Raw genomic sequence first — 16,752 nt, 5'->3', positions numbered from 1 at the left:
TTTAAAACTTATATCCTCTAGCAATCCAATAGAGCCAGTCTGCGATCGCTTCTTGAGTTTCGCTGTCAGCATCAATGGTTGCTATTTCAGATAATTTTGCAGAATATACATCTTCATCCTTACCATTAATGTAAGCCACTTCTACAAACATATCTTTTAAGCACTCATCATCTGGGGCCATTCCCAGCACTTCGACTTGTTTCTCCTCGGTAGAAGCTGATTTGCGTCCCTTCTTAGTCCATTTAGCCACAAAGGGAAAATTCAGAGCCTCTTCGAGGTAGTAATACCAACCCATAGCCCGGTCTTCTTTGTCTTCAGCATCTACAATGATCTCTGTTTTAATACGATGCTCTCGGTTTTCGTCGGCTTCAACACTCGGCATAAGATAACGCTTTACGTATAATGCATTTTGATAATATTACCAAAGTGTTGGTTAGGAATAATTTTTCTAAAATTATATAAGACTTATATCATGTCCGGGTAATTCGTTGTGATTCCCATAGTCATTGCACCCCACACGCCAGATGCTCCACTTAATCCCCTCCCCGCTCTTCGGGAGGGGAGACAAAGCATAGCTTTGGCTCTTTGGGGTTCTTCGGGTTTAATAAGCAATCAAGCGGACATGATATTACGCATAAAAGATCCCCCAACCCACTTAAAAAGTTGGCTCTTTAGGGTAAGGGGGGATCTAGGTTTCAAGTTATACAAAAAACCGCTTGTTATTAACAAACGGTTTTCTAGTTATTGCCCTCAAAGGGGAACTGATTTGTTGCGCCAAGATGCCAAGTTATTTCTTAGCACTAAAGCGCGAAATTTTTGAGAGATTAAACAAGTCTCAAATCAGGATAATTTGCCAGTACATCATCAGATGTCAGGGTATCATTTTCAGCTTGCGGAGTCCAAAGAACTTCAATTGCCAGAAGTTTTTCGCTAGGGATACTACCAATTTGGCGCAAAGCTTGACGCAAATCATCGGCACTGTTAATCGCTGTGGGGATTTCAAACTTACCTAGTGTCGCCGCCAGCAAGGTGACGATAATATATTCTCCAGGGCCTTCGGTAAATAGGCGGGTAGGGTTGTCGAGTTCACCAGCCGGGGGTAAAGCATCTTTGGCAAGGGCTGCTCTTAGCTGGTTGTTGACATTAGAAAGAGTTTCTTCGCTAAACTTGCTGCGTTCTGCCAGTGACAGCCGATTAAACTGACCTTCAGCTGAATTTAAACTGGCTTGTTGAGTCCCACCACCTGCATATACAAAGTATTCGGGATGGCGGAGTAAAGCTAGGCTAGCTTCTTGTAGAACTTCTGCTCTCCCCTCTGGGGTGTTGGTATCAGCAGTTTCAGCAATGTGGTTGAGTTCATTTTGCAATTCACGGGCTTGAGCTAACAAACCTACTTGCAAACGAGTTACAGAAACAGGAGAGTTGCTGCTGTAATCTGCTTCACCCGTTTCACCACTAGAGACGCGGCGGAAAGTTTGCAATAAGAAATTAGCGATCGCCAAGAAAATTAAGATGGTAAATATACCACCAAATCCTCCCCCAATACCCCAGAAGGGAATTAGGAAGGGAAAGCCAAAACCACCACCAAAGCCACCACCAAAACCACCACCAGGATAGTATCCGCCCCCACCAGGAGGTGCATAGGTGCGCGGTGTATAGGTGCGGCTGGAAGGCGCTCTAAAAGAGCCACCACCGATCCGACCCCCACTGCGGGCCGCTAATGCTCCATCGGCGTGACCAAGAGCCAAAGCTAACACTAGGCTTAGGGCTAAGAAGGTTTTTAACAGCGGTTTGATGGTTTGTTGTAGTTTTTTACGCATAATACAATCGTTGAATCGCTTGAAAAACGGAATTTTTTATGATTTCTCCCCATGCTCTTAGGAGTGTTGCGGTATGTCGCTAACGCCAACCTATAACAAGCAAGCTTTGTAGCATTCACTTTTAGAGGCTACATATTCAATTTACCGCGTCTTATCTTGGGTAGACAGCGATCGCAGGGGGGATTTCTCGACTGGGGAACCGTACCTGAAGACAGGTTCATCATCACAGAAATTTGCGATGTCTACGATGGTCACTGAGCTATGTCGTACCCTTCGGGAAGCAAGCTACGCGCAGCGTCTCGTAGAGAAGTGCGGGCTACGCCTACGAGCAATTGTTGCTACGTCTTGGACTAGCACTTTCAGACTACAGTCTTGAATTATACAGATGATTTGAATTTTTCATGATTATTTTGACTAATTTTTTTAATACTTCACCTTACTTGTTTTGTTACAAGCTGGGAGGATACTTTTAAAGTATGAAATAAATTTACTACATCTGACGGCTTTTAATTTACGTATACACAGCAGGCTAGCGAGTGTCTGTGATGCCTATCAGTCAACCCAACCAGGCACCAGACAGCTATCAAATACTTATCCGAATTTTTGGCATTTTGGCACAACAGTCTACAGTATTCAGGATATTCTATTGAACGTAGCTAAATTTCGTAATTTTCGTAACGGTTGTTCACTGAGCAATTTGGCTACAAGTGCTAGCTTTTATTTATTGTTCATCATGCACAGAAATTCTCAGGTAGTGAGAGATTTGCAGCAAAAATAAAATCAACACAATAAAAACAACCTTCCTGGCTAATCTTCTAAAATAGGCTTCAAATTTGTCTACCACAATCGTTTTAAAAGAAATAAAATAATAATTGTGGCTTTGAAAGTAATCCTAATTGTAAATAAATTAAAAATTATTTGAAATATAGTCATCAACTTTATTATGGAACATATTTCTCAACTAACAGCCGAAATCAGAGACAAAGCTGCATACCCAGATATCTTAGTCATATCCCGGATCTTCCTGCCGAAAGAAGCTGTAATTGGGGAATATATCTACAATCGCTGTCTTCAAGATCCAGAACGAGTTATTGTACTGGCGGCTAGTTGCTCAGGAGATAAAGTATTTGATCAAGGTCAACAGTTTCCCGTGTATCGCTGGTTTTATCCTAGATACTGGGGTAGTGGCTGTGTGGGAAGTATCCTGAAGCCTTTGGTCAATATCGTCTGCTCATTTTTTCTAGCAATCAAACTCTATTTTCGCTATCACTACCGTTATATAGAGTGGGGTCACGGCTATGACTTTCCTTCACTGTTGCTATTGAGCTATTTCTTACCTATTCGCTTTTTTATCTATCTGCACGGCAATGATCTTCTTTGTACTTTACACAATCCCGTGCTGCGATCGCTCTTTAAATTAACACTCAAACGAGCCGAAGGTATTGTTTGTAACAGTTCTTATACACAAGACTATCTCAGAACTGCTTTACGATTAGATACTCCTACCCACGTCATTAACCCGGTAGTCAGACCAGAAAAATTTGGCAATGTAGCGAGTCCAAATAGCCTTGATGATTTACGTGTCCGGGTGCGTCAGACGTACAACATTCCCGAATCAGCAATAGTTATTCTCTCGGTTGGAAGGTTAGTAAAACATAAAGGTTTCGACCGAGTGATTGATAACATCCCACTACTGCTAACCTTTGGGGTGGATGTCCACTATATACTCTGCGGTCAAGGGCCAAGTGAATCGGAATTGAAATCTCTGGCGCATCGTTTGCGGGTAGATAAGCGCGTCCACTTTGCTGGATATGTGCCAGAGCGGGAATTAGCAGGTTATTATGCAGCTTGCGACATATTTGCCATGCTGACTTTATTGGATACTAAAGCTAATAGTATGGAGGGTTTTGGTATGGTTTATTTAGAAGCAAGTTACTTCGGTAAGCCTGTAATTGCCCCTCGCTTAGGCGGTGTTCTAGACACAGTTCAGCATGAAGAGAATGGGATACTGGTTAATCCCAATTCTGGTTATGAAGTTTTTCAAGCTTTCAATCGGTTGTGCAAAGACCAGCAACTACGTGAGCAACTCGGCCGCAAAGGTAAAGAATTAGCCAAGCGTAGAACCCTTCATCGATCGCTTTACAAATCAGATGGAAGAAACGCGATTTTGTAAGATGAATGCAGATGGAGTAGGTTAGCACATCTGTGCATTGGTGTCAACTTAAGCGCAAACCCTTTTAAAACCTCGTTTCCAGCCTCTGGCTGGAAATGCACTTCAATTGTGGCTCTGCCGCCAGCAAGGGAGGCGGCAGCCCCTAGAACGGCGTTCCCAGTCTCAGACTGGGAACGAGACAATCTCTCAAAGTTAGTTATAGAGCAATACGCTTGGGTTAAAGCCAAAAACCAAAACCAGCGTAGGTTGGGTTGAGGAACGAAACCCAAGCGTATTGAGTTATAGACTGGCTTTCACGTTAAGTTTACCCCAATGACATCTGTGCGCCCCTCCGCAAATGAGCAAGATTGCAGTGTAGGATATCGCTTGTGATTCTATTAAAGATGCAATGAAAAATATCTTGTTTGGCATGGGGCTATCTTTTCGGCGTTACCGAATGCAAGCTGTTATCTTTACAATCATTGGATGTCTTGCTGTATTGAGTGTGATTAGCTTTGGGGCAATGTATGTTCTGGCTCAACCGGCTTCAACCTCATCTGAACGTCCAGCAATGCTTGCTGTTAAAACGCCAAATTTTGGGCGACACTTTCAAGAATTCGGGCGGGAAGGCTCTATCTTGATTTACGACTCAAAAAACAACCGCATCTATGAACACAATCCTCAACGTAATGCAACTGCGATCACTCCAGCTTCGACATTCAAAATTTTTAACGCACTGGTAGCTTTAGAAACAAATGTAGTCCCTGATGATGTGGCGGTTCTCACTTGGGATGGAATTCACCGAGAGATTGATGCCTGGAATCATGATACGAATTTGCGTCAAGCCTTTAAGGATTCAACTGTTTGGTTTTATCAAGTACTGGCACGTAGGGCTGGATATGAACGGATGCAGCAATTTATTAACAAAGTAGGCTACGGGAACCGTCAGATTGGCACTGCCGCAGACATTGATCGTTTTTGGCTACAGCCGCCCTTGCAAATTACACCCAAAGAGCAAATTAAGTTTTTGCAACGGTTGTATCAAGGCGATTTACCTTTCTCCCAACGGACAATAAATCTTGTCAAAGACATTATGGTACGCGAACAAACTCCAGACTACACACTGCGCGGAAAGACGGGATGGTTAACGAGTACCAAACCAGAAGTTGGTTGGTTTGTGGGTTATTTAGAGCAAAACAAAAACGTCTACTTTTTCGCAACAACCCTTGATATGGATAAAGCAGAGGATGCACCCGCCCGGATCGAGATTACACGACGCAGCCTCAAGGATTTGGGCTTGCTGGCTCACATCAACTAACCACCACCAACAATAGTTACCACTTCTAAGCGATCGCCTGATTGCACTTTTGTTTGCGGCCATAACTGGCGGTGTAAAATTTCGCCGTTATACTCTACAGCCACCAAGCGGGGGTTAAAACCCAACTGTTGGAGCAAATCGGGTAAAGAACTTTCAAACGAGCAGCTATGGGTTTCCCCATTTACCTGAACCGTAATCTCATTAGACATAAATGTGGGGAATGGGGAATGGGGAATGGGGCATTGGGCATTGGGCACTTGTACTGAGCGAACGCGAGTGCATCTCGTAGAGAAGCCGTAAAGCCTGCGGCATAGCTTCGCTTAAGGCGCAGCCTCTCCAAGAGTTGTATTGGGCATTGGTTATTCACTTTCGACAAATGACTAATGACAAATGACTAATGACTCTTTTAAAGTTTAAAGTTCTGGTTTAATGCGATTGAGTTGGGAGAGCAAATATTGCGTTACTAAGGTGGGCTGTTCGGCTTGCATGAGCGATCGCACCACTGCTACACGTTCGGCTCCCGCATCGATCACATCATTGACATTATTTGCATCTATTCCCCCAATAGCAAACCAGGGAATTGAGCAATTTTTGGCAGCATAACTGACATATTCTAAACCTGTTGCGGCCTTACCTACTTTCGTGGGAGTTTCATAAACTGGCCCCACGCCAATGTAATCTACACCTTCAGCAATTGCTGCTTGCATTTCTTCTTTATTTGTGGTAGAAAGACCTATCAAACGCTGCGAACCGAGTAATTGCCGAGCAATAGCAATGGGCATATCTTGTTGCCCCAGATGCACCCCATCTGCATCGACTGCCAAAGCCAGATCCACGCGATCGTTAACGATAAACAAAGCACCGTAGATGTGGCATAATTGCCGGAGTTTTCTAGCTTGTTCCAGACGCAAAGAATCATCGGCGGTTTTATCGCGGTATTGTAGGAGTGTTAATCCACCTTTGAGTGCAGCTTCTACATTGTTCAACAAAGTTTCACTAGGGGAAGTAACAAAATACAGACGCGATCGCCACAATAATTGATGGCGCTGATGACCCATTAAACTACTTTCTAGGGTATAAACCTGATAGCGCATCTGCTTACAAGCTTTAGCCATAGTTGGGTGGTAAAGCTTGCCGTATTCTTCCAGCACCCGCAATGCTTCTTCTATGCGGCAAAAGTTAGCTTGCAACACTGATTTGATACTAGCTCGTTGTTCTTCTTGAGGATGGGTTAACTCAGTCCCAGGATCGCCTGGTGTATCTCGCGCCGCCCGCAATTCTGAGGTATGCCACTTGCCTACCTCTTGTCGCAGACGCTTGCATTCAAGAGCCAACTGGGCATTATTTAATCCAAACCGACACCATTCCTCGATAATTCGCAAGCCCTCACGAGCGCGGTCTAAATTGGCATCTAAAATGCGGTAAACAACCTGCTGTATTTGCTCTTTTTGGCTGTATGGCTCGACCATTACAACAACCCCGTTAGTGCTTTCATCGAAGTGTGAATTATCATATATCCTAGTAACCATAGTTAATTAATTTGCTTTTTTTTACTCAACTTCTGCTGAATCTACGCAAAATAACGTAGTAGTGAGGGTTACAGTCAATTATCCCATGTTCCTATAAGCTGTGATCAGGGTAGTTTGAGGCTACAGTTTAGCACTAAGGTTAGTCAAGTATTTTAGGGTAAATGACTAGCTTACAAAGGACTGGACATAGCGGATACACCAGAAAATCGACAGTGGGCAGAAGGAATAGCACGATAATACAAGTTAATCTTGATTACCCAGATGGAGGATTGATTTGACCCTAGCCTAGCTAAGTCTTTGAATATCAAGCAATTAGCTACAATTATTCAACTGCCTACAGCTAAATCACTCCCTAAGTTAGGATATTTATGAGAAGAGTTTAGAGATTGGAAAATGCAAGCAAAGCAAATCTAAAAAACAACTTACAATAAAAAGTTTGTCGGATATCAAAAATTGATTAAATGTTTTTTATAAAATGAACTAACAGATATATTAGCTAATAGAATAATTCTATCGGTTTGGCAAAAACTAGCCAATTAATATCAAATTAAAAAGTGTTTGTTGATGATTAAATAACATGTAGTCAAAAAACAATAAATAAAAAACCATTAACAGAAGATTATTTTCAATAAATTAAAAAAACTTAGTACAGCATTTAATTAATTCGTAGCGAATTAAATTTGGCAATACCTTACAATGCCAATGCGTCCCCCTGCAATGCTAATACATCCCGATACAATGCCAATGCATCAAGATGCAATGTTAATGCGTCCCCCTGCAATGCTAATGCATCCCGATACAATGCCAATGCATCAAGATGCAATGTTAATGCGTCTCCCTGCAATGCCAATGCATCAAGATGCATTAAAAACGCTACGCTTTTACGTAAAACTGTACTTAGATTATACCAATTCTTTGTGAGACTGCACAAAATCAGCCTTGGCCAGACTTGGAGCTTAAGCCTCTTGTTCTATGCAACCTCACAGGTAATCGGTATTATCTCGTTCCTATACTCCATATAAAAATGCCTATCTAGAGACAGCAGCCCTTTAAATACATCTTTGACTTTGGCAAGGAATGAGATGTTGAAAATTTTTAGGCGGTAGAAAACTAATACATAGGCGATGCTTACGGCAAGCGCAAAGCCTAACGCCAAAATTAAATCGAGGTAATAATTCTTAGTTTTACGATGCTTACACGTATCTTGACAGGTATACTCTACTCCCTACCTCTTGCTAGTCTCCAATCGCTTCGTTTATGACTCTGTATTAAATATCGCCAATCGGTCAATATGTGAGTAATATTATCGACATAATACTCTCTGAGAGTATAAGAATTTATTGTTACTTCTAAGGAGTTGTGTTAAATATGATTCTCCTTCGTGTGTTTACCGAGTACCGTAGAGGAGATGTTATGCTTGCAAAGCTGAAGTTTCTGGAATCAGCAAGGCTTTTATTTTTTAGTTTTTCAGTATTATCTTTTACCGTATGTATGGGAGCGGCAAGTTTGGCGTTCCTGGGTAGCGCGATCGCTCAAATTCCATCGACACCAAATTCAGCACCTCTGGGTGAGAAAACAATTTCTCAGGTTAACGTGCTGTTTGTCAACCCGAATGGCGGAGATGACAGCGCAGGTAATGGCAGCGAATCCGCTCCTGTGAAAACGATTACCAAAGCGTTGCGATTAGCTAACGCCAATACTGTAATTATGCTCTCTACGGGCACTTATAGCGCCGAGACAGGAGAAATATTCCCTTTAATGATGAAACCGGGTGTTTCAATTCAAGGCAACCCTAGCAATCAAGGTAAGGATATTATCATTCAGGGAGGTGGTGATTACCTGAGTCGGAGCTTTGCCGGTCAAAATGTCACAATTGTTGGAGCAAACCAAGCCTTACTGACTGGGGTGACGGTGACGAACTCGAACCCCCGTGGTTACGGTTTATGGATTGAATCTAGCAATCCGGTAATCGCGGAGAATACATTTACTGGTAGTACCCAGGATGGGATTTCCGTCAGTGGTAATGCTGCACCTACCATTAGTAAGAATTACTTCGATCGCAATGGAGCCAATGGCATCACAATTGCCGGTAACTCCAGTCCTAAAGTCAAGGAAAATGTCTTTCATCAAACGGGTTTTGGCATCAATATTGCCCAAAATGCCGCTCCTGTAATCATCGGCAATCAAATTCAGAACAATAGAACAGGAATTGTGGTGCAAGCAAATGCCCGTCCGATTTTGCGGAATAATATTATTCAAGATAATAAAGAAGATGGTTTAGTTGCGATCGCTCAAGCAATGCCAGATTTAGGTAGTGCATCCGAACCTGGGGGTAATCAATTTCAAAATAATGCCCGCTACGACATTAACGCTAGTGCTGCTAAACAGGTGGTTTCTGCTGCTGGTAATAACCTTGTGAGCGATCGCATCACTGGCAAGATAGATATTAACGGTACAACCGCACTAGTAGATCAAAGTTCTCAATCTGCCCCTGTGCCCAACAATGTGTTACGAGAAATACCACCAACTGCCGAAATCACCTTCTCGGCTCCCGAAATCTCTGAAACTACCAATGGGCAAACCAGCAACAGCATTTCAGCAAATAATCGTGTGACTGGACAATTAAACAGTCAACTGCTGCCATTGTTGCCAGCTAATATACCACTTTCAGCGCCCATATCCAATCAACAGCAAGCCACCTCTAAAGTTGCCGGTTTTCCTACTCCTAGCAGCTTGTCAGGTAGACAAATACCAACTAACACCTTAAGAGTTGCAACTTCCAGTCCAGCAGAGCCACCTGATCCGCCACAGTTGAATTATGTACGAATCGATCCCAATACGATTGAGTTTACTGCTCCTCAGTCCCCATCCAATTCAGTCGCACAAGCACCAGTTTCGAGCGTGAGGGATCAAACACAGCAGCCATTACCAATACTAGAAGCTGCTGCCTCAAATGCTGAAGCACTTTTACCACTTCCTGATAGCAATATCCCCATTGCTAATACTCGCAATATGCGAACAAGTTCTGCAACTATGCCTTATCGCGGTAACTCTGCGACACAATTCGGTATCCGTTATCGCGTGGTAGTTCCACTCTTCACTGATAGGGATAAAGATTTAGTGCGATCGCTTGCTCCTGATGCGTTTCCCACAGTTTGGCAAGGTCAAAGAGTTATGCAAGCAGGAGTATTTAGCAGTGAATATAACGCTAAAGAAATGCTCAAAACACTCTCTAAAAAAGGTTTAAGAGCCATTATGGAGCCATTGAATTAATTGAGCATGGGGCAAAAGAGGCGGAGGATACTTTCAGTTTGTAATGGTCTACCCACGATTTAAATTTTTAGGGGACAATTATTGAGAAAGAGGACGGAGAAAGTCGCCATGTTAGCTGTAGAAGGAACATTTCAAGAGGGTGTAGTTTGCCCTGACAAGCCAATTGCTGGACGCAATGGACAAAAAGTGATGATTGTGTTCCTGCAAGAAGGAAATGAACCACCGATTGAAGATTCAGCCTGGGGTGATTTTGCTCAACTTTTAAATGACTGTCAGGTTCATACTGGCATTGGTGATTTAGCCCACCAACATGACCATTATTTGTACGGCACATCCAAACATAAAGATGAGGTTTAGTGCAAGTTTTTATTGACACAGCAGCATAGATTGCACTGGCTAATATGGATGACGAGTTTCATGCTCGGGCAACCCAGATTATGGGTGATTTGCTGACCCAAAAGGCAAGATTAGTTACGACTGAGTTTGTGCTACTGGAAGTAGCCGATGCCCTTACCGCTCCAAACTTGCGGTCAAATACTATCAAGTATATTAACCGTTTAAGACAAGCCCCGATTTTACGAATTATTCCTCTTAGTGAGGATTTGCTAGCGAATGGTTGGCTTCTTTACAGTCAACGTTTAGACAAAAGCTGGGGGTTAACCGATTGCACCACTTTTGTTGTCATGCTGAGTGAGCAGATAACTCAGGCATTTACGAGCGATCGCCACTTTGAACAAGCAGGTTTTGTGAAGTTGCTGTAGGGGCTGTTAGAGGTTGTTTGAAAAGTGGTGACTGAGGTATCCAAAACTTTAGATCCTCCTAAATCCTCCGATAAATTGGAGGACTTTGAGAACGTTATTCCCCCCTTTTTAAGGGGGGCTAGGGGGGATCTAGATACAAGCGTAGACTTTTCAAACATCCTCTTAAGTGAGGCAGAGGGCGATCGCACAGTTAGCAAATATTTGTAGTTGAATTATATTTATGATCCTTTTCAGCGCGATCGCCTTTGCCGTAAGTCGGGTTAAGCCGAAGAAAACCATCCTCTAATACTCCGACACGATTTCAAAGTACCTCAACACGACTTTCAAGTACCTCGACATGACTTTGAAGCACTCCAACACGACTTTCAAGTACCTCGACATGACTTTGAAGCACTCCAACACGACTTTCAAGTACCTCGACATGACTTTCAAGAACTCCAACACGACTTTCAAGTACCTCGACATGACTTTGAAGTACTCCAAGACGACTTCGAGGTATTTATTGCTAATATTAAGTAGCTTTTTTAACAAATAAAATAAAAATTTCAGTATAATTCACTAAAAATAATCAAGTCGATTTTAATTTGCTTTAATTTTTCCGAATTATTTCTCAGAGAAGTTTATGGTTGCATTGGCTAGAGTATATGCAGTAACCCTATAACCTCCTTCAGGAGCGCATTTCATGGCACGACTAAAACGCAGTTCACCCTCTCTCGAAAAAGCTCTACGTCGAATTGCAGGAATGCGATCAATTAGCTCTACGCTAGAATTTGGCAATGGATTAAATTTGACAGACTACGACAGCCGCATCCAAACTTTGCAAACCGAGCTATCTACCTACAATACTTCACTCTCTAGCCTAGATGAAATGGCAGGTCGCCTCTCTCTAATTGAAGAAGAATTGCGCGGCTACTCTGAAAAGATGTTAATGAGTGTGGCAACCCATTATGGCAAAGACAGTTTGCAATATATCCAGGCGGGAGGCAAGCCACGCAAGAAATTATCACACCGTTTGAGCAACACCCAATCCCTATCTGAGAGTACAGCTACAATCTTGAATGGTGCAAACAACAATGGTAAAGAAACCTCTATTGTTTTACCTTAATCCTTTAACTGCATCATGCTGACCGATTCAGTTATCAGTTATCAGTTCACTGTTCACTCATAAGTAATCTCCCCACTCCCTATCCTGGCTTATGATCCAAACGGGTGGCTTGCTCTAGGGCGGCTTTTTCTTTGGCTCGGCGGGCATAGGGTTGTAATTGGCTGCGATCGCAACTTGTTAAAATAGTCAAGTTTTCTAAGCTGATTCCCCGCATTAACATTTCTACGCGCCAAGTTTGTTGTGCCTGGGCTACAACTGGGGTTTGTCCTTGGGGAGTTAACAATCCTTGACTCCATATTTCCCAACGTATCTGAAGCTCTGATTCTGAAAGCGGTTTGCCTGTTTCATTCAAAAACATCGCTGTTTGAGCATCTTTACGGCTTTTCAGCCATTTGATTAAGGGATTATTCGTAAAAGAGCCATAGCGTTTGCTCAAAATCCACTGATTTACAGGTACTTGACGGACAAATCCTGGGATGATGATTTGCAAAAAGTACCCTTGAGTATCATAAATTTGGTGCGATCGCTCCAAGCTAATTATTTCTGTGGCAGATAATCCAGCCCCAAACAACACATAAGCCAAAGCATAATCTCGCATTCCCAATTTCCGAGCTTGTTGCAGAATTCCGTGAACTAAACTAGCTGGTAAATCAGCTACTTCTGTGGTAATAAAACCTCCTTGTAAAGAGTTTGTTGCTGATTCCGCTGAAGATGACATCGCTCCATGTAAAAACAACTCCACCAGATTTTCCAGAAAATCATCCCGATCCTCCCAAAGTTCATGAAATTCGCTGGTGAACTCAATTACGGCATATCCCAAGATCATCCCATTCAGCAAACTGGCTAATTTTTCTGCGGGTAAATAGGTATTTAAGTGTCCTTGCTGGATTACAGTAGCTAAATACTGGGCTACATAGCGGTTTGCCTCTGTTACTCCCCTGCCTAGTGCGCGGCGATTTTCTGCCGGGAATTGGTCGGCTTCACCTACCACAGACCGGACGAACTCTGGCACTCGTTCTAGTGCATGTAAGCTGTCACTTGCATAATCTTTAAGAGCTTGGTAGACATTGCCGGGAGGCGTTGCCCGCCGCACCAGCGACTCACCTAAATCCTTAAAGGCTGCGGATTCTTCCAGCACAGCTAAAAGCAGTCCATGCTTATTGCCAAAATTCCGAAATAGAGTCACTTCGTTGACTTCGGCTTTTTCAGCGATTTGGCGGGTTGTGGTAGCGCTAACTCCCTGAGCAGAAAACAACTCAAGTGCAGCTTGAATCAGGCGTTGACGAGTGGAAATGAGTTGAGACGACATAAAGAAATGCAAGTGGCACTTGCACGGATATCAGAGTTCTGCTAGCATAACAAATGTAAGTGATACTTGCTTTACTCTACCCTACGGGTGACAAGCAAATCGCTTTATCATCCATCAACAGGAATTTTTATGACCGCAAATTTTGGGGCGATCGCCCCTGAGAGAGGCAACTCACCTCGACTCAGTTGGACAAATGTGGTATTTTTTGCTGCATTTCATGCTTTAGCACTTCTGGCTCCTTGGTTTTTCTCCTGGCCAGCATTAGGTTTGCTAGTGTTTCTACACTGGTTATTCGGGAGCATTGGTATTTGCCTGGGATATCACCGACTACTGAGCCATCGGAGTTTCCAGGTTCCCAAGTGGTTAGAGTATGCGATCGCCCTCATTGGAGCGCTGGCTTTGCAAGGCGGGCCAATTTTTTGGGTAGGTGGACACCGCCAGCATCACGCCCACACAGAAGATATCAACTTAGATCCCTATTCTGCCCAAAGAGGATTTTGGTGGAGCCATATATTGTGGATTTTCTACCCGCGTCCAGAATTTTTTGACTATGAAACCTATAAAAAATATGCCCCTGATCTAGCCAGACAACCCTTTTATTGCTGGCTGGATCGCTACTTCTTGGTTTTGCAAATACCCTTTGGGCTGCTGCTATATGCCTTAGGAGGATGGTCTTTTGTGTTCTACGGAGTGTTTGTTAGGTGTGTCTTGCTTTGGCACTCAACCTGGTTTGTGAATTCAGCATCCCACCTGTGGGGTTATCGCACTTTTGATGCCAATGATGGCGCTCGTAATCTTTGGTGGGTATCCATCGTCACCTATGGAGAAGGATGGCACAACAACCATCATACTTATCCCCACATGGCAAAATCTGGGTTGTCTTGGTGGGAGATTGATGTTACTTGGTGGAGCATCCTAGTTTTGCAGACTTTGGGTTTAGCCAAAAAAGTTGTCTCGCGTCCTCCTCAAGGTGCAACTCACGGCTAAATTGCAACTAAATTATCATGAATTTGTTATGCCGATTGCTTCCCGCAGTCGGCTTACTAATTTTTATCAGTAGTATTTCACGGTAAAATATTAACGGGGCAACTTTCAGCAAATACATCAAGCGTGAAAACTGACAGTATTTTTTATCGCCTTTTTCAAGAATTTCCTGCCATCTTTTTTGAATTAATTGGCAACTCACCCGAAACCGCAGAGGGTTATAAATTTTCCTCAATCGAAATCAAGCAAACTGCATTCCGCATAGATGGCGTTTTTCTCCCAACACAAGGGGAAGAAAATCCGATTTACTTTGTTGAAGTGCAGTTTCAAACCGACACAGAAATTTATTCACGCCTATTTTCAGAAATCTTTTTATACTTACGCCAAAATAAACCTAAAAATTCTTGGCGAGGAGTAGTTATCTATCCCAATCGCAGTCTAGATACAGCAGATATCAAGAATTACAGTGAATTTTTCGACAGCCAGCGTGTAAGTCGCATTTATCTCAATGAATTAGGTGAAACAGCATCGCTGCCAGTTGGAATTGCTACGATGAAATTAGTTGTCGATGAAGAGGACACAGCAATTACATCTGCTAGGCAGTTAATAGATAGAACTCAGCAAGAAATTAACATTGAACCACAACGGCGGAAGTTACTAGAATTGATAGAGACAATATTAGTTTACAAGTTTCCGACGATGAGTCGAAAGGAGATTGAAGGTATGTTTGGGTTAAGTGATTTGAAACAAACACGAGTTTATCAAGAAGGCAAGCAAGAAGGTAAGCAAGAAGGCAAGCAAGAAGGCAAGCAAGAAGGAGCGCGTGAAGAAAAGTTTAGAATGATCCCTTTGTTATTGAAATTGGGATTGAGTTTTGAAGAAACAGCGAAAGAGCTAGGTTTGAGTTTAGAGGAGGTTCAGCAAGAAATGCAAAAACAGCCTCCAAGTCAGGATATGTAACCTACAATTAGCACTGATCAGAGATACCCCTAAATATTTCTGCTATTTTTCATTCCCGCAATTTTTAATTTTTTATATGATTTCGCTGTCTCCCATTCTCCAAGCTAGACTCTCCCAACCCCTCAAAATTGGCTCGTTTGAGGTAAAAAGTCGGGTTCTCCAGTCACCTTTATCTGGAGTGACAGATATGGTGTTTCGCCGTCTCGTGCGTCGCTATGCACCAGATTCGATGATGTATACCGAAATGGTGAATGCTACGGGGTTGCATTATGTCAAGCAGTTACCCAAAATCATGGAGGTAGACCCCAATGAACGCCCAATTAGCGTTCAACTATTTGATTGTCGTCCCGATTTCCTAGCAGAAGCAGCAATCAAGGCAGTTGCCGAAGGTGCTGATACTGTTGATATTAATATGGGTTGTCCGGTAAATAAAATCACTAAAAATGGTGGCGGTTCTTCGTTGTTGCGGCAACCGGAAGTAGCAGAGGCAATTGTGCGGGAAGTGGTAAAAGCTGTTGATGTCCCTGTGACAGTAAAAACCCGTATTGGCTGGAATGACAACGAAATTACTATTCTCGACTTTGCCAAGCGGATGGAAGATGCCGGGGCGAAAATGATTACGGTACATGGACGCACCCGCGCCCAAGGATACAATGGCAATGCCCGTTGGGAATGGATTACCCGTGTGAAAGAAGTGCTTTCTATCCCAGTGATTGGGAATGGAGATATTTTCTCCGTTGAAGCGGCGGTGAGATGTTTAGAGCAAACTGGCGCTGATGGTGTGATGTGTTCCCGTGGAACTTTGGGTTATCCCTTTTTGGTGGGAGAAATTGATCACTTCCTGAAAACTGGGGAGATATTACCGACACCAACCCCAATTGGGCGTTTGGAATGTGCAAGAGATCATCTACAAGCCTTATGGGAATATAAAGGCGATCGCGGTGTACGTCAAGCCCGTAAGCACATGACTTGGTATGCTAAAGGTTTCGTTGGTGCTGCCGAACTCCGAGGACAGCTAAGTTTAGTTGAAAAAGTAGATCAAGGTTTGGCAATGATTGACCAAGCAATTGAAAAACTGGCTAATGGTTATGAATTAGAGGAAGAAACTGAAGGTAATTTGGTGATGCTTTAAAAAACTAAGTAAGTCGGCACAATAAAACCCGACTATGTAAAGAAAGATAAACTAGGCTAAAACCCTCTTGCCTATTGCCTCACTCTCACAGAAGATTTCCGCAGCATCAAAACCTCAGAAGCGAGAATTTTACTATTGCAAGTTCCACCATACGGGGTATTATCTGCTGTAGCGATATCAAAACCTCAGAAGGGAGAATTTTACTATTGCAAGGGTGCGATCGCATTCTCCATCCTCCCACACATTGCGCCAGAATTATCGAAAGTAGCAGCAGAATCTTTGCAAAAATTGAGCGTGGTTATTCACACTCAAACCAAGGTCTATTGGAGTAATGAGTGCCGTGTTGGTGGGAAATCTTGGGTGAAAATTAGTTGTTCCAGGAAAAAGTCTATCTCAAATTTTTTCACCA

At 43.0% G+C, this 16,752-nt stretch carries 15 protein-coding genes and 1 pseudogene; 10 read left to right on the top strand and 6 right to left on the bottom strand.

The genetic code is table 11. The annotated features are described in order from the left end of the window. Position 1 precedes the first annotated feature (1 nt). Together V7K30_RS28520 and V7K30_RS28515 are read right to left on the bottom strand one after the other, a co-directional pair. On the bottom strand, positions 2-382 hold the full coding sequence (locus V7K30_RS28520; RefSeq protein WP_335005099.1) for a calcium-binding protein: 381 nt from the start codon (positions 380-382) through the stop codon (positions 2-4). A gap of 442 nt (positions 383-824) precedes the next feature. After that, positions 825-1,820, bottom strand: coding sequence for a DUF1517 domain-containing protein (locus tag V7K30_RS28515; RefSeq protein ID WP_335005097.1), 996 nt, complete (start codon positions 1,818-1,820; stop codon positions 825-827). A 943-nt stretch (positions 1,821-2,763) separates the two neighbouring features. Here V7K30_RS28515 and V7K30_RS28510 point away from each other — a divergent pair. Continuing rightward, positions 2,764-3,993 (top strand): glycosyltransferase family 4 protein, encoded by a 1,230-nt coding sequence (locus tag V7K30_RS28510; protein ID WP_335005095.1) that lies wholly within the window; start codon positions 2,764-2,766, stop codon positions 3,991-3,993. A gap of 436 nt (positions 3,994-4,429) precedes the next feature. After that, entirely contained in the window at positions 4,430-5,290 is an 861-nt protein-coding gene (gene blaOXA, locus V7K30_RS28505) for a class D beta-lactamase (protein ID WP_335005249.1), read from the top strand. Here blaOXA and thiS read toward each other — a convergent pair. The 3 genes from thiS to V7K30_RS28490 form a co-directional block, all read right to left on the bottom strand. Further along, positions 5,287-5,499, bottom strand: a complete 213-nt coding sequence (gene thiS, locus V7K30_RS28500; protein WP_335005093.1) for a sulfur carrier protein ThiS — start codon at positions 5,497-5,499, stop codon at positions 5,287-5,289. The genes blaOXA and thiS overlap by 4 nt on opposite strands. A 204-nt stretch (positions 5,500-5,703) precedes the next feature. Further along, positions 5,704-6,819 carry a thiamine phosphate synthase gene (locus V7K30_RS28495; RefSeq protein ID WP_335005091.1) on the bottom strand — a complete coding sequence of 372 codons (1,116 nt, stop codon included), beginning with the start codon at positions 6,817-6,819 and terminating at the stop codon, positions 5,704-5,706. A 691-nt stretch (positions 6,820-7,510) separates the two neighbouring features. Further along, positions 7,511-7,684, bottom strand: a complete 174-nt coding sequence (locus tag V7K30_RS28490) for a hypothetical protein (RefSeq protein WP_335005090.1) — start codon at positions 7,682-7,684, stop codon at positions 7,511-7,513. A gap of 503 nt (positions 7,685-8,187) precedes the next feature. Between V7K30_RS28490 and V7K30_RS28485 the strand changes: the two genes are divergently transcribed. The 4 genes from V7K30_RS28485 to V7K30_RS28470 all read left to right on the top strand — a co-directional run bounded on the left by V7K30_RS28485 (position 8,188) and on the right by V7K30_RS28470 (position 11,958). Further along, positions 8,188-10,092, top strand: coding sequence for a DUF1565 domain-containing protein (locus V7K30_RS28485; protein WP_335005088.1), 1,905 nt, complete (start codon positions 8,188-8,190; stop codon positions 10,090-10,092). 108 nt (positions 10,093-10,200) lie between these two features. Continuing rightward, the gene (locus V7K30_RS28480; RefSeq protein WP_335005086.1) at positions 10,201-10,449 is read left to right on the top strand and encodes a hypothetical protein; all 249 of its coding nucleotides are present in this window, start codon (positions 10,201-10,203) and stop codon (positions 10,447-10,449) included. 44 nt (positions 10,450-10,493) lie between these two features. Beyond that, positions 10,494-10,853, top strand: coding sequence for a type II toxin-antitoxin system VapC family toxin (locus tag V7K30_RS28475; protein ID WP_335005084.1), 360 nt, complete (start codon positions 10,494-10,496; stop codon positions 10,851-10,853). A gap of 682 nt (positions 10,854-11,535) precedes the next feature. Next, the gene (locus tag V7K30_RS28470) at positions 11,536-11,958 is read left to right on the top strand and encodes a hypothetical protein (protein ID WP_335005083.1); all 423 of its coding nucleotides are present in this window, start codon (positions 11,536-11,538) and stop codon (positions 11,956-11,958) included. 79 nt (positions 11,959-12,037) lie between these two features. On the opposite strand, the gene V7K30_RS28465 is transcribed toward V7K30_RS28470, so the two are convergent. Continuing rightward, entirely contained in the window at positions 12,038-13,267 is a 1,230-nt protein-coding gene (locus tag V7K30_RS28465) for a TetR family transcriptional regulator (RefSeq protein ID WP_335005081.1), read from the bottom strand. Positions 13,268-13,396: 129 nt separating this feature from the next. Here V7K30_RS28465 and V7K30_RS28460 point away from each other — a divergent pair, with 129 nt between their 5' ends. The 4 genes and pseudogenes from V7K30_RS28460 to V7K30_RS34430 all read left to right on the top strand — a co-directional run. Continuing rightward, positions 13,397-14,254, top strand: a complete 858-nt coding sequence (locus tag V7K30_RS28460; protein ID WP_335005079.1) for an acyl-CoA desaturase — start codon at positions 13,397-13,399, stop codon at positions 14,252-14,254. Between the two features lie 123 nt (positions 14,255-14,377). Further along, entirely contained in the window at positions 14,378-15,211 is an 834-nt protein-coding gene (locus tag V7K30_RS28455; protein WP_335005077.1) for an Rpn family recombination-promoting nuclease/putative transposase, read from the top strand. A 76-nt stretch (positions 15,212-15,287) separates the two neighbouring features. Beyond that, positions 15,288-16,343, top strand: coding sequence for a tRNA dihydrouridine synthase DusB (gene dusB / locus V7K30_RS28450; protein ID WP_335005075.1), 1,056 nt, complete (start codon positions 15,288-15,290; stop codon positions 16,341-16,343). Between the two features lie 176 nt (positions 16,344-16,519). Next, positions 16,520-16,664 (top strand): annotated as a pseudogene (locus V7K30_RS34430) (NAD(P)/FAD-dependent oxidoreductase); the annotation flags it as partial. Positions 16,665-16,752: the final 88 nt, after the last annotated feature.

The organism is Nostoc sp. (assembly GCF_036917655.1).
Taxonomy (GTDB): Bacteria; Cyanobacteriota; Cyanobacteriia; order Cyanobacteriales; family Nostocaceae; genus Nostoc.
The sequence above is the reverse complement of the archived record's forward strand: the minus strand, read 5'-3'. Positions and strand labels throughout refer to the sequence as shown.

Excerpts from the sequence above, each read along its gene's own strand:
- V7K30_RS28520 (WP_335005099.1), bottom strand. The coding sequence starts at position 382 with ATGCCGAGTGTTGAAGCCGACGAAAACCGAGAGCATCGTATTAAAACA.
- V7K30_RS28515 (WP_335005097.1), bottom strand. The coding sequence starts at position 1,820 with ATGCGTAAAAAACTACAACAAACCATCAAACCGCTGTTAAAAACCTTC.
- V7K30_RS28510 (WP_335005095.1), top strand. The coding sequence starts at position 2,764 with ATGGAACATATTTCTCAACTAACAGCCGAAATCAGAGACAAAGCTGCA.
- blaOXA (WP_335005249.1), top strand. The coding sequence starts at position 4,430 with ATGCAAGCTGTTATCTTTACAATCATTGGATGTCTTGCTGTATTGAGT.
- thiS (WP_335005093.1), bottom strand. The coding sequence starts at position 5,499 with ATGTCTAATGAGATTACGGTTCAGGTAAATGGGGAAACCCATAGCTGC.
- V7K30_RS28495 (WP_335005091.1), bottom strand. The coding sequence starts at position 6,819 with ATGGTTACTAGGATATATGATAATTCACACTTCGATGAAAGCACTAAC.
- V7K30_RS28490 (WP_335005090.1), bottom strand. The coding sequence starts at position 7,684 with ATGCATCTTGATGCATTGGCATTGCAGGGAGACGCATTAACATTGCAT.
- V7K30_RS28485 (WP_335005088.1), top strand. The coding sequence starts at position 8,188 with ATGATTCTCCTTCGTGTGTTTACCGAGTACCGTAGAGGAGATGTTATG.
- V7K30_RS28480 (WP_335005086.1), top strand. The coding sequence starts at position 10,201 with ATGTTAGCTGTAGAAGGAACATTTCAAGAGGGTGTAGTTTGCCCTGAC.
- V7K30_RS28475 (WP_335005084.1), top strand. The coding sequence starts at position 10,494 with ATGGATGACGAGTTTCATGCTCGGGCAACCCAGATTATGGGTGATTTG.
- V7K30_RS28470 (WP_335005083.1), top strand. The coding sequence starts at position 11,536 with ATGGCACGACTAAAACGCAGTTCACCCTCTCTCGAAAAAGCTCTACGT.
- V7K30_RS28465 (WP_335005081.1), bottom strand. The coding sequence starts at position 13,267 with ATGTCGTCTCAACTCATTTCCACTCGTCAACGCCTGATTCAAGCTGCA.
- V7K30_RS28460 (WP_335005079.1), top strand. The coding sequence starts at position 13,397 with ATGACCGCAAATTTTGGGGCGATCGCCCCTGAGAGAGGCAACTCACCT.
- dusB (WP_335005075.1), top strand. The coding sequence starts at position 15,288 with ATGATTTCGCTGTCTCCCATTCTCCAAGCTAGACTCTCCCAACCCCTC.